Genomic DNA, 25362 nt, shown 5'->3' on the forward strand with positions numbered 1-25362 from the left:
CATCGGCGCTCCTCCCGGCCGGGCGGCATCAGAACACCTCGCCCGCGACCGGCGTCGCCTCGCCCGCATGCCGCTTCCGTGGAACCTCGCCGCACAGGCGTGGCGTAGGGAAAATCTTGCCGGGGTTGGCGATGCCGGACGGGTCGAAGGCGCAGCGGACCAGCTGCATCGTGTCCAGGTCCGCGTCGGTGAACATGCGGGGGAGGTAGCGGGCCTTGTCCACGCCGACGCCGTGCTCGCCGGTGATCGAGCCGCCGTGCGTGACGCACAGGTCCAGGATCGCGCCGCTCACCTCCTCCGCCCGCTCCTCCTGGCCGGGGACCGCGGCGTCGAAGAGCACGAGCGGGTGCAGGTTGCCGTCGCCGGCGTGGAACACGTTCGCCACGCGGACGCCGGAGTCCGCGGAAAGAGCCGAGATCGCGCCCAGCACCTCCGGAAGCGCGGTACGCGGGATCACGCCGTCCTGCACGATGTAGTCCGGGCTGATCCGGCCGACCGCGGCGAACGCGGACCGGCGGCCCTTCCAGATCAGCTCACGTGCGTCGTCGTCCTCCGCCACCCGCAGCGCGAATCCGCCCGCGGCCGTGCACAGCCGGGTCACCACGGCCAGCTCCGCGGCCACGTCCGCGACCGGGCCGTCCAGCTCGACGATAAGCACCGCGCCCGCACCGGCCGGATATCCGCAGGCCACAGCGGCTTCGGCGGCCTCGATGGCGAGCGCGTCCATCATCTCCACGGCGGCGGGTACGATCCCGGCCGCGATGATCGCGGAGGTGGCGGCGCCCGCGTCGTCGGTGCCGGGAAACGCCACCAGCAGCGTGCTCACCGACTCTGGGTCGCGGGTCAGCCGGACTGTCACGGAGGTGACCACACCGAGCGTGCCCTCCGCGCCGACCACGGTGCCGAGCAGGTCGTAACCGGGGGCGTCGGGGGCGGACGTGCCGAGCACGACCAGCTCACCGGACGGCGTGACCAGGTCGGCGGCGAGCACGTGGCAGGCGGTGAACCCATACTTGAGGCAGTGCGCACCGCCGGAGTTCTCCGCGAGGTTGCCGCCGATCGAGCACACCTGACGACTCGACGGGTCCGGCGCGTAGTGGAAACCGTACGGCGCGGCGGCGCGCGTCACGTCCAGGTTGATCACGCCGGGCTCGACCACGGCCCGCTCGTCCTCCGGGCGTACTCCCAGAATCCGGCGCAGCCGGGACGTCACGATCAGCACGCCGTCCGCGTGGGGGAGCGCGCCACCGGACAGCCCGGTCCCGGAACCGCGCGCGACGAACGGGACACCGTGCCGCGCACACGAGGCCACCACCGCGGCGACCTGGCCGGCGGTCTCCGGCAGCACCGCCAGGCCGGGCACGACCCGGTGGTGGGCGAGGCCGTCGCACTCGTACGTCCGCAACCGCGCCCGGTCCGTGATGACCGCGCGCTCCGGCAGCAGCGCGCGGACCTCGCTGGTCAACGCCGCGAGCGCATCCATGCCCGTCACGTTACCCGGTCATTGCGACCATGGCGCCTAATCGAGAACAGTGGATGCGCCCAGTGGTCGGGCTGGGTCCGCGTTGATAGCTGAAGATCCTTGCGGCTCTGGAGGCCCTTTCAAGGCTCGAATAAGGGCCCTCAGAGCCGCAAGGATCTTGCATCTCAAGCGATGGACGCCATTTCCTGAATATTGAGCGCACGACCAGCAGTCCCCACCGCAGGCAGAAATATGCGGAAATTTCGGGCGCGCAGCGCCCGAGCCGCACTGGCCCCGATAACCGTGAGCGCCGCAACCAGCCGCACTGGCCCCCACAACCGTGAGCGCCGCAACTAGCTGCATTGACGCGCCACTCCGGCTTCGGTGCCCGTCCTTGAGTCCCCACACAGCAGCCGCGCCTACCAGCTCCCGCTGACGCGGTTCCAGGCGTCGGTCCGATCCGAGCCGCACCCCGGCGTGAGCGGAAGATCGGCTCTCGGAGGCTCCGGCGCCCGCGGACTGTACCTGCGCGGGAGCCGGATGTGAGCTAAGAGTTCTTCGGTTCGACGAGAACGAGCCAGTTGCCGGTGTTGTCGCGCATGACGGCCTCGACCCCGTAGGGGCGGTCGGACGGTTCCTGGAGGAAGGTGATGCCGGCGGCGCTGAGTTCGGTGAAGGTGGCCTTGCAGTCGTCGACGCGGAGGCCGAGGCCGCCCATCTTGCCGGCCTCGAGCTGGCGGCGGACGAAGGTGGCCGCGTCGTCGTCGAGGGGTGGGCCGGGGGTCATCAGGGTGACTTCGAGTTCGGGCTGGTTGGGGTGGATGAGGGTGACCCAGCGGAAGCCGGGGCCCATCGGTACGTCGACGCCGGGCTTGAAGCCGAGGTGCTTGACGTAGAAGTCGCGGGTCGCGTCCTGGTCGAGGCAGTAGACCGTGACCAGGGAGATGTTCGTAATCATGGAGTGACGGTAGCGGTGGGTGACGGGGAACCGCTTCTCCCAGATTGCGGCAATACGCCGGCCATGAAGAGGTAGCAGCCGGGTACGTGCGGGGCGCCGCGCACCGCCCATCTGCGCTGGTAGGCGGCCGGGTTTTCGCCGACGAGCGCGGAGAAGCGGGAGGAGAACGAGCCGAGGCTTGTGAAGCCGACGGCCATGCAGACCTCGGTGACTGTCAGGTTCGCGGCGCGGAGCAGGTCCTGGGCGCGGGCGATGCGGCGGCGGGTCACGTACCTGATGGGGGTCTGGCCGTAGACGTCGTGGAAGCTGCGCACGAAGTGGTATTTGGAGACGCGCGCGACCCGGGCGAGCGCGTCGAGGTCGAGCGGGTCGGCGGAGTGCCGGTCGATGTGGTCCCGGGCGCGGCGCAGGTGCGCCAGCAGCCCGGTCGCCACCATGCGGTCAGCCCGCGATCAGGACGAGGGCGAGGCCGAGCGCGGCCGGGACCGCCTGGACGAAAAGGATGCGGCGGCTGACGGTGGCGGCGCCGTAGAGGCCGGCGACGAGCACGCAGGCAAGGAAGAAGATCTTCGCCTGGTACGCCGTGGTGCCGTCCGTGAGCAGCGCCCAGATCAGCCCGGCGGCCAGGAAACCGTTGTAGAGGCCCTGGTTCGCGGCGAGTGTCTTTGTCGACTGCGCGTACTCCGGCGTGGTGCCGAATGCGGCCATGCCACGCGGCCGGGTCCAGAGGGCCATCTCCAGCACCACGATGTAGAGGTGGATGGCGATCACGAGGCCGACGACGAGGTTTGCTGCGATTGTCACGCCGAGACTCTACGCGGAGTGACCCCGGGCAGAATGAGCGCTGTGCTCGAAGCCATCCGTACGCTGCTGACCCCGCCCGCCGCCGGCCTGCCCTTGGACGGGACTCGGTGACCGTCGACGTCGATCTCGTACTTGTGGGCGGTGGCGGCGCCGCTTCCCTGGTCCTGGCCGCGCTCGGCCCGTCCTCCGGCCTGCGGGTGGCAGTCGTCGATCCGGTGCTCAAGCGCGGCCAGGACCGTACCTGGGCGTTCTGGGGCGAGCCCGGCACCTTCCTGGACCCACTGCTCAGCGCGAGCTGGGACGCCGTCGACGTGGTCACCGCCACCGGCCGCCGCACGCTCCCGCTGGCCCCGATGCGCTACGCCATGCTCCGCTCCGCCCCGCTCTACGACCTGGCCGCCGCCACCGGCGCGATCCGGATCACCGCACCGGCGGGCGAGTTCGACGACGACGGCTCCAAGGTCACGATCAAGGACGCCGGGGGTACGCCGCTTGTGCGCGCGGACTGGGCGCTCGATTCCCGGCCGCGCCCGCCCCGGCGCCCGGGTCGTACCAGCTGGCTTCAGCACTTCAGGGGCTGGTGGCTGGAGTCCGACCGCCCGGTCTTCGACCCGGGCCGCGCGGTGCTGATGGACTTCCGGACGCCGCAGCCGGCCCGGGGCGTCTCGTTCGGCTACGTGCTGCCGGTGAGTGACAGGTTCGCGCTCGTGGAGTACACCGAGTTCTCGCCCGCGGTGATCTCCGGCGAGGCCTATGATCGCGCGCTGGAGGGCTATCTGGCGCTGCTCGGACTGGGTTCGCTGCGGATCCGCGAGATTGAGGACGGCGTGATCCCGATGACTGACGGCCCGTTCACGCCCCGCCCGTCGCCCCGCGTGGTGCGAATCGGCACGGCCGGCGGCGCAACCCGCCCGTCGACCGGGTATACGTTCTCCGCGATGGCCCGCCAGGCCGGCCAGATCGCGCGCGCGGTCGAGGCGGGCCGCCCACCGGTGCCGGAACCGGCGTACCCGGCCCGGCACCTGTGGATGGACGCGGTTCAGCTGCGCGCGCTTGACCGGGGCCTGGTCGGCGGCGTGGCGTTCTTCGACGGGCTCTTCGCGCGAAACCCGGCCGAGCGCGTGCTTCGTTTCCTGGACGGGAACACGACCGTGCGCGAGGACCTGGCGCTGATGGCGTCCAGCCCGCTGCTGCCGATGATGCGCGCGGCCGCCGGCGACGCGGCCGGCCGGCTGACCTCCTGAAGGGCGACGATCGGCACATGCGAAGCGTCTGATCCGGCGTCACGATCGACTGTCTTGACCCGGGCCCGGATCAGTGTGGGAGGCGGGCCAGCCGGCGCATCGCGCGGGCGTACCCACGGTCGTCGCCGGTTTTCAGGGCGCGGTCGATGACGCGGCTCCAGCAGAGGCGGGCGGTGGTGAGGTTGCCGGCGGCGAAGGCCAGGTCGCCGTCGATCTCGTCGAGTTCGGGCTGGTACTGGGTGGTGCCGGACGCGGCGGCGCGTGCGGCGGTCAGCGCGGCCACGGCCTCGTCCAGGCGGTCGAGCGCGAGCAGCGTCTTCGCCCGGACGGTGTGGACGCGGCCCGCGTTGCGGCGGTCCGAGGTGTGCGCCGCGGCCTCGTCGGCGGCGGCCAGCGCCTCGGCCGGGAGGCCGGCCTTGACCAGCACATTGGCGAGCATGCGGGCATGGATGCCGCGCGAGTACGACCAGTCGGCGGCCCGGTCGGCGGACAACGCGGCCCGCAGCAACGCCGCCGCACCCGCCAGGTCACCCTGTTCCTCGGCGAGGCGGGCGCGGAACTCGGCGAGCGACGAGTCGAAGCGCGTCGTGTCCGACCCGGCCTCGCGGGCGGCGGCGAGCAGGTTGTGCGCCGAGTCGAGCAGGTCCGCCGCGAGCGCCCACCGGCCACGAAGCAACGCGACCCGCCCGCGGAGCGCGGTGAACCGGGCCTGGGCGAGCGGGTCGCCGAGCGCCACCGCCGACGTGACACCGTGCGCGAACGCCTCGTCGCACCGCTCGTGACAGCCGCGGTGCAGCAGCAACACCTCGAGCGTGCCGCACAACCTCAGCACATCGTCGTGCCGGCCGCGGTGCAGGGCCTGCGCGGTCAATGCGAAGAGGGCGCCCGCGGACCCGGCCAGCCAGTCCAGCGGCGTGATCGCCAGCGGCCAGCGCACGTCCGCGGGCACGGGGTACGGGCGCAGCCGGTCCGGGCGGGTGAGCGCCACGTCCGCCGCGACGCCGAGCGTGACGTGGTGGGCGAGCAGGCGGAGCAGCGCCGCGTCCGCGTCCGGTTCCGTGGGGGCGGGCAGCAGGTTCGGGCGGCGTCGGACCAGGCTGAGCAGCCGCAACCGCCCGTCCGGCGCACGGTCCAGCAGCGACAGATCGTCAAGTTCGGTGAGCGTGGGGTCCGTGAGCGGTCCGAGCATCGCGCTCGCGGCGGCGCGGGTGAAGCCGTCGCCCGGATGGCGGGTGAGCAGCGCCAGCCCGTCGCGCGCGGTCTGGCTCAGCTCACCGAGCGCCCGCGACACCATCAGATCGAGGAAGTCGTCCGTGTGCAGCGCGTCAAGCTCCGCGGCGAGCGCGCCGGGCTCGCCGGGGCGGCGGCTCAGCCGGGCCGCGATCTGCTGGATCCCGTAGGGCATGCGGTCGCACGCGTCAAGCAGCCGCCGTGCGGGCTCCGGCTCGGCCGCGAGCATCGCCGGGTCGACGCGGGCGGCAAGCATCTCCCAGGCGCCGTCCGGATCGAGGCCGCCGAGCGGGACAATCGCCTGCGGCCTGGACCGCCGGAAGTCGTCGCCGAGCCGCCTGGTGCTCACCACCACGCGCGCGGCCGGGGACACCTCGATCAGCGGTGCGACCTCCGCCTCGCCGCGCGCGTTGTCGAGCAGCAGCGTGTAGCGGCCGCGTGCCAGCACCCGCCGGTAGTCGGCGCCGCCCGGCAGGCCGAGCTGCCGCAGGATCTCGTGCCGCGCCGCGTCCAGGTCGAGCTGGTCCCCGAGCCGCAGCGCATCGCGGTCGAGATCCAGATAGGCGAACGCGTCCGGGGCGGCGTCCGCGGCGACCCGCCACAGCAACGCGGTCTTGCCCGCGCCCGGAGCACCCCCCACGATCCATGTCCCGGGTACGCCAAGGCGCGCGCGAACCCCGGCCCGGTCATGGAACGCGATCGCGGGCGGCACGGGAGCACCCGCGACCCCATCACCTGCCGTCGGAAGCGCGGCGGCGACCTCCGCGGCCAGCGCCGGGTCACGCGCGATCGCCCGCGCGATCTCCGCGGTCAGCCCCGGCACATCCGGCACATCCGGCACGGCCTGAGGATCGGCGGCGCTCGCCGTACCCCCGGCGGCTCTTGAACTGCCGTCCGCACGGCGGGACAGGAGCGGCACGCGGGACCTGAGCAGCGCGATCAGGCGGCCGGCACCGGAGACTGAGGCGCCGAGCGCGGCCGCGGCGATGGTGCGTGCGGCCTCGCTCGCGAGAATCGCGCCGATCTCGATCACCGGAACACTCCCGACTGGACAGCCACCAAGGGTGAAGCGACGCTAGCACGCTGTGCGGGACGCACCGGCTCCTCGCGCGCCGGACACTCCACAGTGCCGCAGCCCGCCGGGGGAGCTGACTGTCCGTCGTGGACAGGACGACACGTCGACAGCCCTCGGCGCGAAGTCTTCGGCCCGTGCGCGCCAGGCGGCGGATCGTCTGGATGTGCCTGGTGGCGGATCGTCTGGATGTGCCTGACGGCATTCCGGCCTCGGCGGTCCGACGGCCGATCACGGCGCCTGAGGGTGCCCGGCACCGGGTGTCGGCCGCGTTCGATGCGGTGTCGTATCGTCGGGCGGTGCCCGATTCCGTAGTGAGCCGCGGCGGCGCGTCCGCCCGAAACGCCCCCGCCGGTCCGCCCCGCAAGAGCGCCGGCGGCCAGCCCGGCAGGAACGCCGGCGGCCTGCCGGGAAAGACGAAGGCCGAGAAGCGGGCCGAGGCCAAGGCCGCGAAGGCGCGCGCCCGGGCGTTGGAGCGCAGGCGCAGGGTGCTTACCGTGGCCGGCGCCGCCGTGGTCGTGCTGGCTCTCCTCGTCGGGCTGATCGTGTGGATCGGCAACTCGACGTCTTCGGATCCCGGTGCCACGAGCGCGAGCGCGGACGCCACCCCCGCCCCCACCGTGACCGGGACGAGCGCGGCATTCCCACAGCTGCCCGCGGGCGCCGACCCGGCTCTGAGCACGAAGCCGGCCGTGAGCGCCGGCACCGGCAGCGTGACCGAACTCAAGACGATAACCCTCGTCGAGGGTATGGGTGCGGCCGTCCAGGCGGGCCAGACCATCGACGTGAACTATGTCGGGGTCACCTACGCGGACGGCACCGAGTTCGACTCGTCGTGGAGCAACGCGCAGCCGTTCAGCTTCCCGATCGGCGCCGGCAAGGTCATCCCCGGCTGGGACCAGGGCCTGATCGGCGCGAAGGTCGGCAGCCGCGTCCAACTCGACATCCCGGCCGATCTGGCTTACGGCGAGAATCCCAGCGGTGGCCAGCCGGCCGGCGCGCTCCGTTTCGTCGTCGACGTGCTGGCGGCCTCCTGACCCCACGGCCGGCCACGTGTCCCGGCGGACGGATCCAGCGGCAGCGGGTGCCCAGTCGCGGACTCCCGTTCGGCCGTTATGCAGGCGTCGCCGCCCGGCCGCCGTTCCCGGCCGCGGCGGCGAGCAGGTCGAGCAGCTGTGCGGTGTCGTGGACCGTGCCGAAGCGGGGGAGCGTGGTGCTGAGCGCGTGCTCGTGTTCGGCGGCGGCCGGCCCGCTCATCGCGTCCGCGGCGAAGAGCAGGTCGAAGCCGTGGTCGGCGGCGGCGCGGGCGGTGGATTCGACGCCCATGGTGGTGACGAGCCCGGCCATGATGACCGTGGTGATGTCGCGTTCGCGCAGGCGGTCCGCGAGGCCGGTGCCGTAGAACGCGCCGATCGTCCGCTTCACGATGAGGATGTCGCCCGGCTGCGGGGCCATCTCGGGGACGAGATCGCTGCCGGGCGGCTGGGTGTCGACGTGCGGCCGTTCGACGCGGACCGGGACCACGACGCCACCGGCCCGGCGCAGCGCGTCGGCCAGCGCGGCCGTCCGGGCGACGACGTCGGCGCCGCGATGCGGACCCATGTTCTGCTCCACGATGCGCGGCATCAGGTCCACGGCGATCAGCGCGGTCCGCGCGGCGACGAAGGTCATGACCGCGAGGGTACGCATCCGGCCGCCGTCACTACCGGCGCTCCGCGCTGACCGGAACGAGGCGGTCTCCCAGCCGGAGCGCGTCGAGGCGGACGCCGGGGTCCTTGAGGTGCAGGTAGACGAGCGAGGCCAGCACGCCGGGGTCGTCGACGTCGGCGGCAAGGGTCCACGCGTCGCCGGAGCGGGTCACGACGTGGCAGCGCTCCTCCGCGTCAACGCCTGTGACGAGCGCGGCGACCGGCCACTCGGCCAGCAGCACCCCGGCGTCGCGCCGCCAGCGGTCAAGCGAGGCGGTCACGTCCGCGCGAAGGACGGCAGCCCCGCCGAGCCGCCCGTAGGCGGCGGTGGCAACCTCAGCGACGACGTGCCGGTAGTCGCGGTCACCTCGGCCCGGCGGGGCGTCGATGAAGGCGGGAAAGCGACGCACCGAGGCCACCCCGTCCGTGATCAGCGCATCGACGACCAGGGCCGGGATCGGCGTCCCGGGGGACACAGGCATGGAGGGCGGCGGCAACACGCCCGGTGACGGCGGCTCGGGCAGGTCGAGCAGCCGGTAGATCAGCGGGCGCAGTCGCTCGGCGCAGGCACCTGGCGCGTCAACCACGCCGGCCGGCACGGGGTCGCGGAGCCGGTCCGACGCCGGAGGGAACCGCGCCCCAGCCGCGTCATCGCCGACGGCGCGCAGCGCCTCCCGCACCTGTTCCAGCAGATCCGACGCCGGCGAGGGAGGTGGCGCGGTGGCGCGCAGCGCGTCTCGCACCTGTTTCGGCAGATCCGACGCCGGCGAGAGAGGTGGCGCGGTGGCGCGCAGCGCCTCCTGCACCTGTTCCGGCAGATCCGACGCCGGCGAGAGAGGTGGCGCGGTGGCGCGCAGCGCCTCCTGCACCTGTTCCGGCAGATCCGACGCCGGCGAGAGTCGTGGCGCGGTGGCGCGCAGCGCCTCCTGCACCTGTTCCAGCAGATCCGACGCCGGCGAGAGACGTGGCGCGGAGGCGAGCAGCCGCTCCATCGCCGATCCCGGCACCACTGTCGGCCCGCCGCCAGCAAGCAGCAACGGCCGCCCAAGCAACGCCGCGTAGAGCGACAGCGACCCGGCATCCGACACGACGAGATCGGCCGCGCTAAGTGTGGCCTGCCAGCCGTCCTCCGGCGAGACGATGCGCAGCCCGGCCGCGGCCGCACGCTCCAGCCAGGCGCGGACCTGCCACGGCCCGTGGGCGGACCAGATGCCGGGGTGCAGGATCGCCGCCACGGCGAACTCGTCGGCCGGCAGCGTGGCGGCAAGCACCTCCAGCAGATCGGGAAAGCGCCCCCACAGCCCGTCAGGACCCCAGGTCGACGCCAACACCACGAGGGTACGCGCGTGCGCGCCGAGCGCGGCCCGGTAGAGCGGAACACGGTGGCGGCCGGCGATCATGCGGTCCAGGCAGGGGTCCCCGACCACTACCGCACGCGGGACCGCGGGCGGGCAGGCCGCGGCCAGGACAGCCAGCTCGGCGGGGTGGGTGAGCGCGATCGCGGCCGGGACCACCCGACCGTCGTGCACCAGCCGAGACGGGTCCATCCCGGAGATCGTTGTCGAGCCCGGATAGTACTTGTGGAAGCCGAGACCGTGCGGAACCAGCAGGATCGGTGCGTCCAGCTCGTGCAGCCGGTCGTTCTCGCTTGCCGCAAGCGCGAGGTCGAAGCGGCGCGACACCGCGTCCGGCCAGGGGATGAGCGGCGCCTCCAGCCGGTCCAGGAACCCCGGCGTACCGGCGGCGAAGTTGGGTGGATTGTCCGGGTCGTACGTGAAGTAGGTCTGGATGCGCTTGTCGCCCGCTGTAAGCGTGAGGACGTCAAGCAGCCGGGTGAGCGTGACCCCGGTCCGCACCACGACAAGCAGCGTGCGCAGCGGCCGGATGGTGGCCCACGCCGACGACGAAGAGATCATCTAACGGCCGGAAACCGAACAGCCGCAGCCCGCCAGCCCGCCAGCCCGCCAGCCCGCCAGCCCGCCAGCCCGCTGTGGTGTTCAACGAGGGAGTGAGGGTGGTCGCAGCGGGCACAGCGACGAGACTAACTCGCGGCCAGTGCGTCCCGTCCGCCCCGCTTCGCCCGGTACATCGCCGCGTCCGCGGTGCGCAGCAGCCCGTCCGCCGACGTGCGCGTTCCGATCGCCACGCCGACGCTCGCCCCGACCTGCAGGTGATGCCCGTCGATCACGGCCGGCTGGGTGACGGCCGCGCGGATCCGGTCGGCGGTGGCGTCCGCGAACTGCTCCGTGGTCGGCGACAGGATGACCGCGAACTCGTCCCCGCCGAGCCGCGCCACCGTGTCGTACGGTCGCACGCACCGCCGCAGCCGCTCCGCGACCATCGCCAGCACCTCGTCACCGACGTGGTGGCCAAGCGTGTCGTTGATCGCCTTGAAGCCGTCCAGGTCGATGGCGAGTACGCCGACAAGCGCTTCCGGGTCGCCGGGTGAGGCGGGCCCGCGCAGCTTGCGGTGGAAGAGCAGGCGGTTGGCGAGTCCGGTCAGCGCGTCGTGGGTGGCGTCGAAGCGCAGCTGGTCCTGGAACGCGCGGGCCTCGGTCACGTCCCGGGCGTTGCAGATGTAGCCGCGCACGTTCTCGTCGTGAAGCCGGTTGGTGCTTGTCACCTCAAGCCACCGCCAGCTGCCGTCCGCGTGGCGTACCCGCAGCTGGGAGGTCTGCACCGCGGCCTCGTCGGCGGGCAGGGAGAGCGGTTCGAGGTCGTCTGGGTGGATGAGTGCCTGCAGCGTCAGGCCTGTGACGTCCTCGGGGGCGATGCCGAGCACGCGCTGTACGGCGGGGCTGGCGTACGTGATGACCGCGTCGGAGTCCGCGACGATGGTGATGTCGGAGGCGTGCTGGACCAGCGCCCGGAACCGGGCCTCCTGCTGCGCGATCGTGTGAAGCAACGCGCCGTTCTCGGCGAGCGCGGCCAGTTGCCGGGCGACCACAAGCGTGGTGATCACGATGGCGCCGGCCACGATGCCCCAGGCGCGCGGGGACAGCTCGGCGCTCCACAGCACGGAGACCAGCAGCGCGTAGGTGGCGGCGACCGCGACGTACGGCAGCACGCTCACCCTGCCGTGGCGGCGGGCGGTGCTCGTCGCGGCGCCGTGCCGCATGCCCAGCTCCTGGATCTTCGGTGCGAACGCCATCACGACGCACGGAACGAAGCTGGCCGCCATCGCGAGGTTGTAGTGCCCGGCGTCGGTGAGCGTGCCGCCGACCGCGATGCCGGCGCCGGTCATGGTGACGCCGATGATGCCGACCGCGGCGGCGGCGCGGGTGAACGGCGGGTTCCCGCCCAGCGCGAGCTTGAGCACGCCGAGCGCGCAGATCAGCATGCCGGCCGCACCGGCGACGGTGAGCACGAGCCGTGGCAGGCCGGTGCCGCCCGCGCCGCTCACCGAGTACACCCAGATGAACGCGCAGACCGCGGCCAGGATGATGACGGCGTCCAGCCAGAATCGCAGGCGCTCGCCACGGCGTACCGCCTGGATCGGGTGAGTGATCATGGCCCAGAGCGGCATCGCGACGCCGACGGCCAGGAAGGCCAGCTGGACCGGGCCGCCGGTGATCGCCTTCTCCGGGGTGGCGCCGACCGCGATGACCGCCTGGTAACTGTCGCCGACCGAGAAGAGCAGCGTGGCACCGGCCATCGACCGCCAGAACCGGCGGGTCGCGGGCACCGCGCCGGACATCTTCCAGATCTGCCACGAGGTGAGGCAGATGGTGAGGTCGAGCACGACCTGGGCCGGCCAGAACAGCCTGATCATGCCTTCCAGGTTCGCGAGCGGGACCAGGTACCAGAGAAGGCCGAGCACGGAGAAGACGACGAGCCCGACGAAGAGGGGATCGGCGAACGCGGCACGGCGCACCGGGCGCTGTCCTGTGCCCATCCAAACCCCCCGCGCGTGAAAGTTCTGTAACCGAATCATCGCGCGCGGTAACCCTGACCTGAGGGCTGTCGTTTTTCTGATTCAACTTCCCCGGGGGTACGGCCCGGCGCGGTCACCGGGAAATCGCCTAGGCTGGGAGGATCCTCCCGGGGATCGCGCGTACGGCGTACCCACGGGCATATGCTGCCCGCTTGGAAACGCTCTCGGCGGGTGAGATCGCGGCCGCGCTCGCGCGTGTGTCCGCCGGCAATCAGTTCTTCGGCATCGGTCTCGGGCCGCTTCCGGTCGCGGCGCCGATCGAGGACGCGGTGGTAGCTGTCGGCCGCTGGGCGCGCACTGACGAGCCCCGGGTGGCGGCGTCGCTGACAGTGCTCGGCTACTCCGCCCGGCTTGTCGGCCCGGTGCTCGCGCTGCTGGTCCGCGAGCGGATCCTGCTCGACCTGTCCTCCGTGAGTAGTTCCTACGCGCCAGGCGCCGGCTTCCGGCTGTCGCTCGACGTGCCGTCCGCGACTCCCGCGGACGCGGAAGCCGCCGGTCCCGCCCTTGTCGCACACCTTTCCACGATCATTTCGAGGGTACGGGTGGCAGCTCCCGCCGCGGCCGGGCTGCTCTGGGGGAACGTCGCGTCCGGGATAGCCGGCACCGCCCGGCAGCTGGCCCGGGTCGCGCCGCCGGACGAGTGCCGCCGGGTGCGGGACGCGGTGCTTGCCACCGGGCCGCTCGCCACGGCCGGTGCGTTCGGCGCGGGCGACGCGTACACCAGGCGCAGTTGTTGTCTGTTCTATCGCCTCGGCGCCGGGACCTGCGGCGACTGCCCGCTGCCCGCGGACATCGCCCGTGTCCGCCGGTGATCCTCCCTGGGAGCACCGGCGGGCACACGCCTCAGATCGGCACGCTGACGAAGACGCGGCCGGCCGTGTTGACGATCTCGATCGAGGCGACGTCGTCCGGGGCGACCGAGGCGCTGCCGTCCAGCATCGTGCCGTTGACCTCGCCCTGTTCGGAGACGAGCCAGCCGCCCGCGATCTGCCGGTCGCCGTCCTTGGTGACCACGATCAGCCGGCAGTCCTCGCCGTGCGGGATGCCGGCGACGGCCGCGTTGACGCGCACCCAGCCCGCGGCCGGCGTGACCGACGCGGTCAGCCGCACGTTCGTGGCCGGGTCGAGCGTGGTCGCCACCCGGGTGCCGGGCGCGGCGGTGGCCGGAATCGCCTGCGGCGGTGTCCCGCCCGGGTCGCCGGTGCCGCGGCCGACGAGGACGCCGCCGCCGATCGCCGCGACAAGTGCCACCGCGGCGGCCGTCACGATCAGGCCGCGCTGCCGGAGCGCGCCGCTGGACTTCTCCCGCCGGATCTGCTGAAGCGTGCGCTGCAGCACCAGGTCCGCGTCCGGCGGGCCGTGGAGAAGCGCCTCCGGCGGGATCTCGCCGAGCGCCTCCTTCATCGCCTCAAGATCCGCGAGCTCGGCCCGGCACGTCTCGCAGGTGGCCAGGTGGGCCTCTACGTCGCTGCGCTCAGCGGGTTCGAGCGTTTCCAACACGTACGCTCCGATCAGCTGGCTGTGCTCAACCTCGGCGTTCATCGGGTCACCTCCGCCACCTGTGCGACGGTCCTGCCCGGCGCCTTCGTTCGTCCGCCTGTGACGTGCTCCCGGAGCGACTTCATGGCGTTGTGTGATCGGGACTTCACGGTACCGGCGGGGATGCCCAGATGCTCCGCCGTCTCGGTGACGGTCCGGCCCCGGAAGTAGATCTCCACGAGCACGCTGCGGTGCTCCTCGGAGAGGCGCTCCAGCGCGTCCAGCGCGACGATCGAGTCGACCACCGTGTCGGAGTGGTCGCGGGTCACCGGCACTGTCACCGGCGACTCGGCCACCTCCACCGGGCGGACCGACCTGGCCCGGGCGCGGTCGGTGATGATGTTGCGGGCGACAGTGAACAGCCAGCCCCGGATCGAGCCGGACGACTCGGACAGCTCGTGGACGTGCCGCCACGCGCGCAGCAGCGTCTCCTGGAGCACGTCCTCGGCCGCGCTGCGGTCACCCGTCAGCCGTGCCGCGTAGGCGATCAGGGCGCCGCCGTGTTCCTCGTACAACGACCTGATCAGCGCCTCGTCACTTGACGCCTGGCGTTTGCGCGGCCGTAGCATCGCCATCGCTCGCCCCTCTGTGTGATGGTGGCGTGAACCCGTCGACCCGCGCCACCCGAGCTACGACGGTCCCCGCGGAACGGTTCAGGGGTAGTTTCTCAAGCCGTACAGACGCCGCCCCGGTTCAGGCACGCGACGATGTCAGCCATCAATGCCGTGGGCGCAAGATTGATCATGATGCCGTGGTCCGAGCGCGCACTCCGCTTCTGGTCGGGGAACGCGTCGACAGTGAAATCGCCTGTTGCCGCGTAGCCGGCGATGATCCGCAACCGCGGTACCGGGAACGTGCCACGCCTGCAGCTCCCGTCCGGCTCCGCGAAGACCAGGTGCCGGCGGTGCCCCTCACTGTCCGGGTGCAGGCCGTCCCAGCAGCTCGGGAACTCGAAGACGCGCTCCACGTCGCGGCCGGCCGGGCAACGGGGGTAACTGTCGGTGCGGCGGTCCTCCGCACCCGCGCAGGTCCAGGTGGGCGTGCCGAACGCGCCACCGGTCGCGGCGCGGGCGTCCCCGGTCATCGCGCGCAGACCGGCCGGCGGGGCGACCACCTCGCCGGTCACGGCCGCCAGGTACTCCAGGCGGACCGTGCGCGGCGTGAGGATCGCCGAGTGCTCACCACCGGCCCGCAGCACCGGCCAGTAGAACGTCGACAGGTCGCCGTTGCCGCAGCTGGTGCCGGCCGCGGCCAGGGACGCGTCGGTCGAGTCGACGTCCGTGGCCAGGTTGCCGACATAGTCGTGGACGTGGTGCTCCGGGCCGGGCACACCCGGCGTGACCACCACATTCGCGGTGTTGCGGTGACCCTCCGCGTTGACGCCGCAGTCGAAGGAGTAGCGGCCCGGGCCTGTCGGGGACGCGACAACGGGCGGGGCGTCCGCGAGGTCGGTCCGCGCGATGTCCGGGCGCGCGAAACCGCCCGCGGTCAGCGCCCCGGCCAGCAGCGCCACCTCCACCACGAGTACGGCGGCGAGCGAGAGCGTGCGGGACGGCCCGGCCATAGTCGTCACTCTATTGGCCACGGCCCGATACAGCACGTGAGCGCCGGTCTCCCCGCACGAAAAAGGTCTGAACCGGTTTCGGGTGGCGGTCGTTATAGCGTCGAGTGCCGAATCACCCGGAGGTTGACAATGACCGTTCCGCACCACGCGATCCGTGACCCGCGTACCGCCCCAGGACTCGTCGTGCCCATCTCGGGCCCGGTCCGCCACGGACGCCGCCGGGTGGTGAAGGCAGCCGGGTTCGCGCTGCTTGCGGTGGGTGCCGTGGTGCTGCTGGGAGCGCTGCCGTTCCTGGGCCTCCAGCCGGACGTCGCCGCTCGTCAGACCGAGCTGGTGCAGGTCGACCACCCGCTGTACTACGCCGCCGGGGGAACCGTCGCGGTCGCGGTCGCGCTCGTGGTCATCCGGCGCGCACGCCGCAAACGCTCATAGAACCGGCGAGGGTACGGCGTACCCCCGCCGGTTCTTGATCGTGGTTAGGCGCGCCCGCGCTGGCTGCGGTAGCGGGCGATGAGCGCGTTCGTCGACGAGTCCTGGTCGCCGGCCGGTGCGGTCTCCTGCGTCAGCAGCGGGGCGAACTGGTTCGCCATGACCTTGCCGAGCTCGACACCCCACTGGTCGAACGGGTTGATGTCCCAGATCGCGCCCTCGGTGAACACGATGTGCTCATAGAGCGCGACAAGCTGGCCGAGCGTCGACGGCGTGAGCTTCTCGCCGAGGATCGTGGTGGTCGGGTGGTTGCCCGGCATCACCTTGTGCGGCACCACCGAGGCGTCGACACCCTCCGCCTCGACCTGCTCCCGCGTGCGGCCGAACGCGAGCGCCGCGGTCTGCGCCAGGAAGTTCGACATCAGCAGGTCGTGCATCTCGGCGGTGTCGTGGTTCGGCACGCTGAAACCGATGAAGTCCGCCGGGATGATCTTCGTGCCCTGGTGGATCAGCTGGTAGAACGCGTGCTGGCCGTTCGTGCCCGGCTCGCCCCAGAAGATCTCGCCGGTCTGGAAGTCTACTTTTTCGCCACTGCGCGTCACGGACTTGCCGAGGCTCTCCATCGTCAGCTGCTGGAGGTAGGCGGCGAAGCGGTGCAGGTACTGCGAGTACGGCAGCACCGCATGCGTCTGGACGCCGAGGAAGTTGTTGTACCAGACGTTGAGCAGCCCCATGATCGCCGGAATGTTCCGCTCCAGCGGCGTGGTCCGGTAGTGCTCGTCGATCGCGTGGTAGCCGGCGAGCATCTCCCGGTAGTTCTCCGGCCCGACCGTGATCATCACGGAGAGGCCGACCGCGGACGGCAGCGAGTACCGGCCGCCCACCCAGTCCCAGAAGCCGAACATGTTCGCCGGGTCGATGCCGAAGTCGGTGACCCGCTTCTCGTTCGTGCTGACCGCCACGAAGTGCTTCGCGACCGCGCTGTCGTCCACGCCCAGCTTGCCGAGCAGCCAGGTGCGGGCCTCGCGCGCGTTGGTGAGCGTCTCCTGCGTGCCGAACGTCTTCGACACGATGACGAACAGCGTGGTCGCCGGGTCCAGATCCGCGGTCTTCACCGCGAGGTCTGTCGGGTCGATGTTCGAGACGAACCGGGCCGTAAGATTGTTGTCGCGATAGTCGCCGAGCGCCTCGTACGCCATCACCGGCCCGAGGTCCGAGCCGCCGATGCCGATGTTGACAAGCGTGGTGATCCGCTCGCCGGTGGCGCCCCGCCACTCGCCCGACCGGACCTTCTCCGCGAACGCGGCCATCTTGTCGAGCGTGGCGTGCACGTCCGCCACCACGTCCTGCCCGTCCACCGTCAGCTGCGCGTCGCGCGGCAGGCGCAGGGCCGTGTGCAGAACCGCGCGGTCCTCGCTGGTGTTGATGTGATCGCCGCGGAACATCGCCGCGATCTTCTCCTCGAGCCCCTGCTTCTGCGCGAGGTCCCGGAGCAGCCCCAGAGTCTCGTCGGTGATCAGATTCTTGCTGTAATCGACGTACAGATCAGCTGCCTGACCGGTCAGACGCTCCCCGCGGCCGGGATCGCCCGCGAAGAGCTCGCGCAGGTGCGACTGGCGAACCTTCTCCGCGTGCGCCTGCAGCGCCTGCCACTGCGTTGTGGCCGTGACCGTTTCACTCATAGAGCTCGACCTACCCGTGTAGCGGTTGACTGTTGTTTCATCCTTACGTACTCCGGCCGCTCAGGGATGACAACGTGCCGTGCCTTACGTACGTCTGCGGTAGATCGTCACCGCGATCCCGCCACCGGTGACGAACGGAGCGAGCGCCAGGAGGGCTTCGGGGAGGTGGGCCGCCACCAGTCCGGCCAGGAGCCCGACCAGGACGAGCAGGGCGACGAGAAGGATAAGTGCGAGGGCCGCCGCGAGAAGAATGCAGGTCAGGAGCAGAATCGCTCGTCTCGCCGCGACGTCACTCGCCTCGGCGAATCGCCACCGGTTGTCCAGGAAGTCGATCAGGCTCGGTTGCGGTGGTGTCGGCGACGGCTGCGGCAAGTCCGGCTGCCCGTCTACATCGATGGTGCGCTGCTGGTGGGCGGGCGGCCGTCGCGTGACGGCATCGTTCGGCCCCATGTCGTTCCTCCCCGGCCTGGCGCGCCGTGCTTCCCCCTACTGCGCGCCCGAATGATCCAGTAAGGTGCTTCTATATTCAAAGTCGCAGGCGCAACTCGCACGTGCAAGTTCTTAAGCCTGTCACTCACGTCTGTCTTTTTTCGGCATCTTAATGGCGAGGTGTGGTTCAGGTGGACGGCGAAAAGAAAGATAGCGATCTGCCAGGTGGCAATCCGCAGGGCCGTCGCCGTGTCCTGGGTGCCGAGCTCCGGGGTCTGCGTCTGGGGCGTGGGCTCACCGCGGAGGAGGCCGGCCGCGGGATCGAAAGATCCGGTTCGTGGATCAGTCGCATCGAGGGCGGGAAGATCCGCATTCGGACGCGCGAGCTCAACGACCTGCTCGACGTCTATGGTGTCGCAAACCATTCCCGCCGTACCTTCCTGGAAAGCCTCGCGATTGAGGGTCGGCAGCGAACGTGGTGGAGTTCCTATCGGGATGTCGTGGGGGAGAACTACGCCGTCTTCATCGGCCTCGAGCAGGCGGCCGCGCGAATCTTCGAGTATCAGGAGCGGGTGGTTCCGGGCCTGCTGCAGACCGAGTCCTACATGCGGGCACTCCTGGGAAGCTATGGCGTCGTCTCGGAGTGGGCGGTGGGGGCGGAGCAGGCCGAGCGGCTCGTGCAGGTCCGCCTGACGCGCCAGGAGCTTCTTCGGCAGCCGCCGAGGCCGGCGCTGTCGGTCGTCATCGATGAGTCGGTGGTGCGGCGAGTGGTCGGCAATCCAGATGTTCACAGTGCCCAGCTCAAGGCGCTTTTGGCCTGCTCCGAGTGGATGGAGCTGAGGGTCTTTCCCTTTCGTGGACCCGTCGGGGCCGTCGCGGTCTCGTCGTTTGCGATTCTGTGGGCACCTGGTGGCACGAGCGCGGCATATGAAGAACACCTGTCGAGGTCTGCACTATATGATGGCCCATTGGCGGCTCCGTATGTCGAGATGGCGGATTGGCTCGTGTCGAATGCGCTGTCCAAGGGGAATTCGGAACGCCTGATCATGATGGCCATCAAAGAAATGGATCGTAGAAATTCATGAAGCGCAACCCATTGCGGCATGGTGTCTGGGTCACGAGCTCGCGAAGTCAGCAGGTGGCTTGTGTGCAGGTCCGCGCGAGCGAGACGTCGGTGGATATTCGTGACAGTAAGCAGCGATTTGGTGACGTACTGAACGTTTCTCCGGGGGCGTGGACGGCGTTCGTGCGCACATTCGGCTGAATCTCTGTTACCGGCATGGAGAGAAGGCGTGGCCGGGAGGCCGCGCCTTCCTCCGTGCGGGGCCACGTCGTCACGAACCTCAGAGTTTCCTGACAGCGATCGTGAATAAGCGAGCCGTTGTGCGGGCAGTAGGTCATCAGGCCTGGTAGTGAGGGAGGCGAGTGACCGTGGTAGGCAGCGTTCGGGCGCATGTGGAGAGTGGTGCGCTGGTCGTGGCGCTCGGTGAGCGAGCCGACCTGCTCTCGGCCGAGCGGCTGCGGCGTACGCTGACGCGCTGCACGGCACACCACCCGCCGTTCGTGATCGTGGACTGTGCGCAGGCCGTGCGGTCGAAGCGGCTGGCGTCGCTGCTCTCCGCGGTGGTGATGTTCTGCAACGCGCGCCGGCCGGGGATAACCATGGTCGTCACCGGCCCGAACGCGGCGGTGCGCGGGATGCTCCGCGGGCGGGTCCGGATGTTCTCCACCCTGTCCGAAGCGCTTGCGGCACTGCCCGCGTACCGGCCGCACGCAGCCCGCGAGCACGTGCGGATGGAGCCGGAGATCTCCGGGGCCTCGGTGGCCCGCGCGCTGGTCCGGTCGTTCTGCGCCCGGCGCGGTCTGGGCGAGTCGGTGGTGGACGCCGGCGAGCTGATCGTCTCCGAGCTGGTGTCGAACGCGGTTCAGCACGCCGGGACCACGCTTGACGTGACGGTCAGCCATTACCGGCGGCACCTGCGGATCGCGGTCGCCGACCGGTCGCATGAGCTGCCCCGGTTCAGCGGCGGCGATCGGGAGCCGGGACTGTCCGAGCGTGGGCGCGGGCTGGATCTGGTGGCGCGGTCGGCGGAGCGCTGCGGTGTGCTGCTCGGCGAGGACGGCAAGGTCGTGTGGGCGAGCGTGGCGGTGCCGCGGCAGCGCTGGCGGCGGACCCGGGGCTCGGTCGCGGCGCTGGGCCGGGTGGCCGCGTGGCGTCCGGTGGTGCGCCGGCGCGTGGTCGCGCGACGCCCCAGCGGTCAACTGCGCCCCGCCTGAGCGTCAACTTCGCCCCGCCTGAGCGACTTCGTGACCGATCCGTCCTAACGCAGCCGAAAGTGTCGGCCGCCACTGTTACGGTCCGTTCGAATCACATCGGACGAGACGAGCGGCGGCAGCGTGACCATCAACGTGAACCTGGAGACGTTCGCCGGGCTCCCGGTCCTGGACTGGGCGGAGCACCGGCCGGGGGACGATCCGTCAGCGGTGGCGTGGCGCGTGATGACCGAGGAGTACGACCTTGCCCCCGACGAGTTCGAGGCCGCGTTCGAGGGGATGCTCGACCGCGCCGGTGACGGTGGCCCGGCCGCGCTGGTGATCGGCCAGTGGGGCGGCGCCTACGAGACGGGCCCGCCGATCGACCTGCTCGTGCGGCTGGCACCGCGCATGACGGCGCTGCGGTCACTGTTCCTCGGCGACATGCGCTTCGAGGAGTGCGAGATCTCCTGGATCAAACAGGGTGATCTCGCGCCGCTGCTGAGGGCGTTTCCGCGGCTCAAGCGACTCGCCGTGCGCGGTGCGGACGGCCTGGAGATCAGCACGCCGCTGCGGCACGAGTCGCTGCGCGACCTGGAGTTCCAGACCGGTGGGCTTCCGGTCCCGGTGCTGCGGTCGATCACCGAGCTTGAGCTTCCGGCGCTTGAGCGGCTGCACCTGTGGCTCGGCGTCGAGGATTACGGCGGCACCGACACGGTCGACCCGGTCCTGCCCTTCCTCGACGAGGGCGCGGTCGCACGGTGGCCGCGCCTGACCGCGCTCGGGCTGTGCGACAGCGAGGTCCAGGACGAGATCGCGGCCGCGGTCGCCACGTCGCCGGTGGTGCCCCGGCTGCGTGCGCTGAGCCTGTCGATGGGCTCGCTCGGCGACGTGGGGGCGGAGGCGCTGCTCGCCGGGCAGCCGCTGACCCACCTCGAGACGCTCGACCTGCACCACCACTTCATGACCCCGCCTGTCGTGCAGCGCCTGGTGGCCGCGCTTCCGTCGGTGCGCGTCGACGTCGGTGATCCGCAGGAGGAGGACCCGGAGTGGCCGCGCCGGTTCGCGGAGGTGCGGGAGTGACCACGCTGTCCGTGATAGGCAACCCGGCGAACCGGCGGGTGACCATGTTCGTGCGGGCCGCGCTCGACGCCGGCCTGCCACCACCACGCGTCTACGCCTGGCGTGACGTGCTGCGCGGCGGGCCGCTACCCGGGCCTGGCGAGGTCGTGCGGATCGACTCGGCCGGCGAGGACGCGGAGGTCGACCGGCTGTTGCGCGGCGCCCCGGCCGAGGCGGAGCACGGGGAGATCATCGGTGGTGCCGCGGCGTACGCGGGGCTGGCCGCGGCGCTGCACCGGGTCGAGGCCGCGGGCGCCACGCTGCTCAACGCGCCTGACGACATCCTCACCATGAGCGACAAACGGCGCTGCCATGCGCTGCTGTCCGCGCGGGGCGTGCCGGTGCCGCCCGCGCTGCCCGCGGTGACCGGCTACGACTCACTCCGGGCGGCGATGCGGTCCGCGGGCTGGGGACGGGTCTTCGTGAAACCGGCGCACGGCTCGTCCGCATCAGGCGTGCTGGCGCTCACCGCCGCGCCCGGCCGGGTCGAGGCCGTGACAAGCGTCGAGCGGGCCCCGGGCGGGCGGCTGTTCAACAACCTGACCATCCGGCGGTACGACCGGGAGGCCGACGTCGCCGCGATCGTCGACGCGCTGGCCGGTGACGGCCTGCACGTGGAGCGCTGGTTCCCGAAGGCCGGCGTGGACGGGCGGACCATCGACCTGCGCGTGGTGGTGATCGCGGGCGAGCCCCGGCACGTGGTGGTCCGGGCCAGCCGGTCCCCGCTGACGAATCTGCACCTCGGCAACGCGCGCGGTGACGTGGCGCGGGTGCGCGGGCTGGCCGGCACGCGGGCCTGGGACGCGGCGATGGAGACGTGCGCGCGGGTCGGGGCGGCCTTTCCCCGTACCCTGATGGCCGGTGTGGATCTGATGTTCGGCAGCCGGTGGGAGCGGTATGCGGTGGCCGAGGTCAACGCGTTCGGCGACCTGCTGCCCGGCGTGCTGGACCGGGGCGAGGACACCTACACCGCGCAGATCCGGGCGGCGCTGTGCGCGGTCTGATCGGCAGCCACGACCTGCTCCTGGTCACGCTTGACACGCTGCGGTACGACGTGGCCGCCCGGCTGCTCGCGGACGGGCGCACGCCGACGCTGGCCCGGCTGCTGCCCGGCGGCTGGGAGCGGCGGCACACGCCTGCCAGTTTCACCTACGCGGCGCACCACGCGTTCTTCGCCGGGTTCCTGCCGACGCCTGTCGCGCCGGGGCGGCATGAGCGGCCGTTCGCCGCACGGTTCGCCGGCAGCGAGACGACCGGGCCGGACACCTGGGTGTTCGATGCCGCCGACCTGCCGGGCGCGCTGGCCGGGGCCGGGTACCACACGGTCTGCCTGGGCGGCGTCGGCTTCTTCAACCCTGGTGCGCCGCTCGGCCGGGTTCTGCCCGGCCTGTTCGCGGAAGCGCACTGGGAGCCGTCGTTCGGCGTGACCGCATTGCACGGCGTCGATGCCCAGGCGGACCGGCTCGCCGAGATCGTCGCGCGGCTGCCCGGCGACCGGCCGCTCTTCACGTTCCTCAACGTGGCGGCCATGCACCAGCCGAACCGGCATTATCTGCCCGGCGCGGCAGGCGACTCGGTGGACAGTCACGCGGCCGCGCTCGAGTACACGGACCGGGCGCTCGGGCGGGTCTTCGCGCTGGCCGGCGGGCGCGGCCGTCCCTGCCGGGTGATCATCTGCTCCGACCACGGCACGCTCTACGGCGAGGACGGGCACGTCGGGCACCGGGTCGCGCACGAGGCAGTGTGGACAGTGCCGTACGGGGAGTTCTCCCTGTGAGCGACTCGCCGTACCAGGGATATCTGTACGCGTACCCGCACAAGACCGCGTACCGGCGGCTCTCCCCGCGCCCGGCGCTCACCGACGTCTGGGCGGGGGAACGGACGGACGCGCTGTTCGGGTACGTGCACGTGCCGTTCTGCGAGATGCGCTGCGGCTTCTGCAACCTGTTCACCAGGTCGAATCCGGACGCCGACCAGGTCACGCTGTACCTGGACCGGCTGCGGGCGCAGGCGAGGGCGGTGCACGACGCGCTGGGCCCCGGCAGTCGTTTCGCCCGGCTGGCGATCGGCGGCGGGACACCCACCTACCTGACCGCGCCGGAGCTGACCGCGCTGTTCGAGATCATCGGCTTCTCCGGTGGTGTGCCGCTGTCCGTGGAGACCTCGCCGGCGACCGCGACGCCGGACCGGCTGGCCGTGCTCGCCGCGCACGGGACGACGCGGGTCAGCATCGGCGTGCAGAGCTTCCTGGACACGGAGGCCCGTGCGGCGGGCCGGCCCCAGCGTCGTCAGGAGGTGGAGACCGCGCTGGCCGCGATCCGGGCGGCCGGCATCCCGGAGCTGAACATCGACCTGATCTACGGCATCGACGGGCAGACCGCGCACACCTGGCGGCAGAGCCTGGACGCGGCGCTGACCTGGCGGCCTGAGGAGCTGTACCTCTACCCGCTCTACGTGCGGCCGCTCACCGGGCTCGGCCGCCGGGCCCGGACCAGGGCGGACTGGGACGCGGCCCGGCTGGCGCTCTACCGGCAGGCGGTGGACGTGCTGACCGGCGCGGGCTACACGCAGCTGTCGATGCGGCAGTTCCGCCGGGCGGACCTGCCGTCCGGCGACGGGCCGGACTACTGCTGCCAGGACGATGGCATGGTCGGGCTCGGGTGCGGCGCCAGGTCGTACACCTCGTCGCTGCATTACTCGTTCGACTACGCGGTGACGGTCGGTGAGGTGCGTGCGGTGCTTGACGACTACCTGGCCCGCCCGGACGACGACTTCCGGTTCGCCGAGTTCGGCTACCGGCTGGACGACGCCGAGCAGCGCCGCCGCTGGCTGCTGAAATCACTGCTCCGCGCGGAGGGTGTGCCCGCGGCGGACTACCGCGCCCGGTTCGGCACGTCGCACACGGACGACTTCCCGGAGCTGGCGGCGCTTGCCGCACGCGGCTGGCTGGAGCCCAGGCTGGACCGGCTGACCGCGGACGGACTGGCCTGGTCGGACGCGATCGGCCCGGCGCTGGTGTCCGCGCCGGTCCGCGCCGCGATGGACGGGCACGTGCCGCGGTGAGCGCGCTCTACGTGCTGTACCGGGGGCCGCTGGCGAGCTGCAACTACGACTGCCCGTACTGCCCGTTCGCGAAGCATGTGGACTCGCCCGCCACGTTGCGCGCGGACCGGGACGCGCTGCTCCGCTTCGCCGACTGGGCCGAGGCGACCATGGACCGGCGGCTGTCGATCCTGTTCACGCCGTGGGGCGAAGGGCTGACGCGCCGCTGGTACCGGGAGACGATCGTCCGGCTGTCCCACCTGCCGCATGTGGACCGGGTGGCGATCCAGACGAATCTCGCCGCACGCACGCGGTGGCTCACGGGCGCGGACCACCGGGCGGCCGCGCTGTGGGCCACCTACCATCCGGGGCAGGTGAGCCGGGCGTCGTTCCTGTCGCGCTGCGCGGAGCTGGACGCGCTCGGCGTGCGGTACTCGGCCGGCGTGGTGGGACTTCCGGCGCACCTCGCGGAGGCGCGGGCGTTACGCGCCGCGTTGCCGCCGCACGTGTACCTGTGGGTCAACGCGGCCGAGGGGCACGTGTACAGCGCCGCCGAGGAGGCGGAGTGGACCGCGCTCGACCCGCGCTTCGGTGACAGCGTGCGGCCGCATGCCTCGTTCGGGCTGCCCTGTCACGCGGGCGAGACAGCGATCTCGGTGCGCGGCGACGGGACGGTGCGGCGCTGCCACTTCGTGCCGGACGTGATCGGCAACCTCTACGACGGGAGCTGGGAGGCCGGGCTGCGGCCGCGCACCTGCCCGAACACCGCCTGCGACTGCCACATCGGATATGTGCACCTCAAGCCGCTCGGCCTGCGCGAGGTCTACGGAGACGGCCTGCTGGAACGGATCCCGCAGACCTTTGTCCACAGGCTCCGGGAGTTAACACCGGGACGTATTTAGATCTACTA

At 71.6% G+C, this 25362-nt stretch carries 25 protein-coding genes; 12 read left to right on the plus strand and 13 right to left on the minus strand.

All coding sequences use genetic code 11. From position 1 onward, the window contains the following. Positions 1–28: 28 nt before the first annotated feature. The 4 genes from ACIA8K_RS19990 to ACIA8K_RS20005 form a co-directional block, all read right to left on the minus strand. Entirely contained in the window at positions 29–1483 is a 1455-nt protein-coding gene (locus ACIA8K_RS19990) for an FAD-linked oxidase C-terminal domain-containing protein (protein ID WP_396061098.1), read from the minus strand. Positions 1484–2009: 526 nt separating this feature from the next. Next, positions 2010–2420, minus strand: coding sequence for a VOC family protein (locus ACIA8K_RS19995; RefSeq protein ID WP_396061101.1), 411 nt, complete (start codon positions 2418–2420; stop codon positions 2010–2012). Beyond that, the gene (locus tag ACIA8K_RS20000) at positions 2417–2857 is read right to left on the minus strand and encodes a helix-turn-helix domain-containing protein (RefSeq protein ID WP_396061104.1); all 441 of its coding nucleotides are present in this window, start codon (positions 2855–2857) and stop codon (positions 2417–2419) included. The genes ACIA8K_RS19995 and ACIA8K_RS20000 overlap by 4 nt, the downstream gene beginning before the upstream one ends. A 4-nt stretch (positions 2858–2861) precedes the next feature. Beyond that, positions 2862–3224, minus strand: a complete 363-nt coding sequence (locus ACIA8K_RS20005; protein WP_396061107.1) for a DUF1304 domain-containing protein — start codon at positions 3222–3224, stop codon at positions 2862–2864. A 107-nt stretch (positions 3225–3331) separates the two neighbouring features. Between ACIA8K_RS20005 and ACIA8K_RS20010 the strand changes: the two genes are divergently transcribed. Then, positions 3332–4468: a lycopene cyclase family protein gene (locus tag ACIA8K_RS20010; protein ID WP_396061110.1), complete on the plus strand. Its 1137-nt coding sequence runs from the start codon at positions 3332–3334 to the stop codon at positions 4466–4468. 70 nt (positions 4469–4538) lie between these two features. Here the strand turns inward: ACIA8K_RS20010 and ACIA8K_RS20015 are convergent, their stop codons facing one another. Beyond that, a complete protein-coding gene (locus ACIA8K_RS20015; protein WP_396061112.1) occupies positions 4539–6731 on the minus strand; it encodes a hypothetical protein in 2193 nt (730 codons plus the stop codon). A gap of 338 nt (positions 6732–7069) precedes the next feature. Between ACIA8K_RS20015 and ACIA8K_RS20020 the strand changes: the two genes are divergently transcribed. Beyond that, positions 7070–7807 carry an FKBP-type peptidyl-prolyl cis-trans isomerase gene (locus tag ACIA8K_RS20020; RefSeq protein WP_396061116.1) on the plus strand — a complete coding sequence of 246 codons (738 nt, stop codon included), beginning with the start codon at positions 7070–7072 and terminating at the stop codon, positions 7805–7807. A 76-nt stretch (positions 7808–7883) separates the two neighbouring features. Here the strand turns inward: ACIA8K_RS20020 and ACIA8K_RS20025 are convergent, their stop codons facing one another. The 3 genes from ACIA8K_RS20025 to ACIA8K_RS20035 form a co-directional block, all read right to left on the minus strand. Continuing rightward, complete coding sequence (locus ACIA8K_RS20025; protein ID WP_396061119.1) at positions 7884–8441, minus strand: isochorismatase family protein; 558 nt, start codon at positions 8439–8441, stop codon at positions 7884–7886. A gap of 31 nt (positions 8442–8472) precedes the next feature. Further along, on the minus strand, positions 8473–10374 hold the full coding sequence (locus tag ACIA8K_RS20030) for a hypothetical protein (protein WP_396061122.1): 1902 nt from the start codon (positions 10372–10374) through the stop codon (positions 8473–8475). 125 nt (positions 10375–10499) lie between these two features. Next, positions 10500–12353 (minus strand): diguanylate cyclase domain-containing protein, encoded by a 1854-nt coding sequence (locus ACIA8K_RS20035; protein ID WP_396061125.1) that lies wholly within the window; start codon positions 12351–12353, stop codon positions 10500–10502. A gap of 191 nt (positions 12354–12544) precedes the next feature. Between ACIA8K_RS20035 and ACIA8K_RS20040 the strand changes: the two genes are divergently transcribed. Then, positions 12545–13204: a (2Fe-2S)-binding protein gene (locus ACIA8K_RS20040; protein WP_396061128.1), complete on the plus strand. Its 660-nt coding sequence runs from the start codon at positions 12545–12547 to the stop codon at positions 13202–13204. 31 nt (positions 13205–13235) lie between these two features. Here ACIA8K_RS20040 and ACIA8K_RS20045 read toward each other — a convergent pair whose 3' ends face one another. From ACIA8K_RS20045 to ACIA8K_RS20055, 3 genes are all read right to left on the minus strand, one after another. Further along, the gene (locus ACIA8K_RS20045; protein WP_396061131.1) at positions 13236–13934 is read right to left on the minus strand and encodes an anti-sigma factor family protein; all 699 of its coding nucleotides are present in this window, start codon (positions 13932–13934) and stop codon (positions 13236–13238) included. Next, complete coding sequence (locus ACIA8K_RS20050; RefSeq protein WP_396061133.1) at positions 13931–14506, minus strand: sigma-70 family RNA polymerase sigma factor; 576 nt, start codon at positions 14504–14506, stop codon at positions 13931–13933. Before ACIA8K_RS20050 ends, ACIA8K_RS20045 begins: the two co-directional genes overlap by 4 nt. Before the next feature lie 92 nt (positions 14507–14598). After that, on the minus strand, positions 14599–15495 hold the full coding sequence (locus tag ACIA8K_RS20055) for a DUF1996 domain-containing protein (RefSeq protein ID WP_396061135.1): 897 nt from the start codon (positions 15493–15495) through the stop codon (positions 14599–14601). Positions 15496–15624: 129 nt separating this feature from the next. Here ACIA8K_RS20055 and ACIA8K_RS20060 point away from each other — a divergent pair, with 129 nt between their 5' ends. Continuing rightward, positions 15625–15927, plus strand: a complete 303-nt coding sequence (locus ACIA8K_RS20060) for a hypothetical protein (RefSeq protein WP_396061137.1) — start codon at positions 15625–15627, stop codon at positions 15925–15927. 44 nt (positions 15928–15971) lie between these two features. Here the strand turns inward: ACIA8K_RS20060 and pgi are convergent, their stop codons facing one another. Beyond that, positions 15972–17606 carry a glucose-6-phosphate isomerase gene (gene pgi, locus ACIA8K_RS20065; protein WP_396061139.1) on the minus strand — a complete coding sequence of 545 codons (1635 nt, stop codon included), beginning with the start codon at positions 17604–17606 and terminating at the stop codon, positions 15972–15974. Between the two features lie 84 nt (positions 17607–17690). Further along, positions 17691–18056 (minus strand): hypothetical protein, encoded by a 366-nt coding sequence (locus ACIA8K_RS20070; protein WP_396061142.1) that lies wholly within the window; start codon positions 18054–18056, stop codon positions 17691–17693. Positions 18057–18226: 170 nt separating this feature from the next. Here ACIA8K_RS20070 and ACIA8K_RS20075 point away from each other — a divergent pair, with 170 nt between their 5' ends. The 8 genes from ACIA8K_RS20075 (at position 18227) to ACIA8K_RS20110 (ending at position 25354) form a co-directional block, all read left to right on the plus strand. Next, entirely contained in the window at positions 18227–19120 is an 894-nt protein-coding gene (locus ACIA8K_RS20075; RefSeq protein ID WP_396061144.1) for a helix-turn-helix domain-containing protein, read from the plus strand. Further along, on the plus strand, positions 19117–19299 hold the full coding sequence (locus tag ACIA8K_RS20080) for a DUF397 domain-containing protein (protein WP_396061147.1): 183 nt from the start codon (positions 19117–19119) through the stop codon (positions 19297–19299). The genes ACIA8K_RS20075 and ACIA8K_RS20080 overlap by 4 nt, the downstream gene beginning before the upstream one ends. A 167-nt stretch (positions 19300–19466) precedes the next feature. After that, the gene (locus ACIA8K_RS20085) at positions 19467–20312 is read left to right on the plus strand and encodes an ATP-binding protein (RefSeq protein ID WP_396061149.1); all 846 of its coding nucleotides are present in this window, start codon (positions 19467–19469) and stop codon (positions 20310–20312) included. A gap of 120 nt (positions 20313–20432) precedes the next feature. Continuing rightward, a complete protein-coding gene (locus ACIA8K_RS20090) occupies positions 20433–21371 on the plus strand; it encodes an STM4015 family protein (protein WP_396061152.1) in 939 nt (312 codons plus the stop codon). Continuing rightward, positions 21368–22414 (plus strand): STM4014 family protein, encoded by a 1047-nt coding sequence (locus ACIA8K_RS20095; RefSeq protein WP_396061155.1) that lies wholly within the window; start codon positions 21368–21370, stop codon positions 22412–22414. The genes ACIA8K_RS20090 and ACIA8K_RS20095 overlap by 4 nt, the downstream gene beginning before the upstream one ends. Next, positions 22402–23187, plus strand: coding sequence for an STM4013/SEN3800 family hydrolase (locus tag ACIA8K_RS20100; RefSeq protein WP_396061158.1), 786 nt, complete (start codon positions 22402–22404; stop codon positions 23185–23187). Before ACIA8K_RS20095 ends, ACIA8K_RS20100 begins: the two co-directional genes overlap by 13 nt. Further along, the gene (locus tag ACIA8K_RS20105) at positions 23184–24473 is read left to right on the plus strand and encodes an STM4012 family radical SAM protein (protein WP_396061161.1); all 1290 of its coding nucleotides are present in this window, start codon (positions 23184–23186) and stop codon (positions 24471–24473) included. The genes ACIA8K_RS20100 and ACIA8K_RS20105 overlap by 4 nt, the downstream gene beginning before the upstream one ends. Then, a complete protein-coding gene (locus ACIA8K_RS20110) occupies positions 24470–25354 on the plus strand; it encodes an STM4011 family radical SAM protein (protein WP_396061164.1) in 885 nt (294 codons plus the stop codon). Before ACIA8K_RS20105 ends, ACIA8K_RS20110 begins: the two co-directional genes overlap by 4 nt. The last annotated feature ends 8 nt before the right edge of the window (positions 25355–25362 follow it).

This window comes from Catenuloplanes sp. NPDC051500 (genome assembly GCF_044454585.1).
GTDB lineage: Bacteria > Actinomycetota > Actinomycetes > Mycobacteriales > Micromonosporaceae > Catenuloplanes.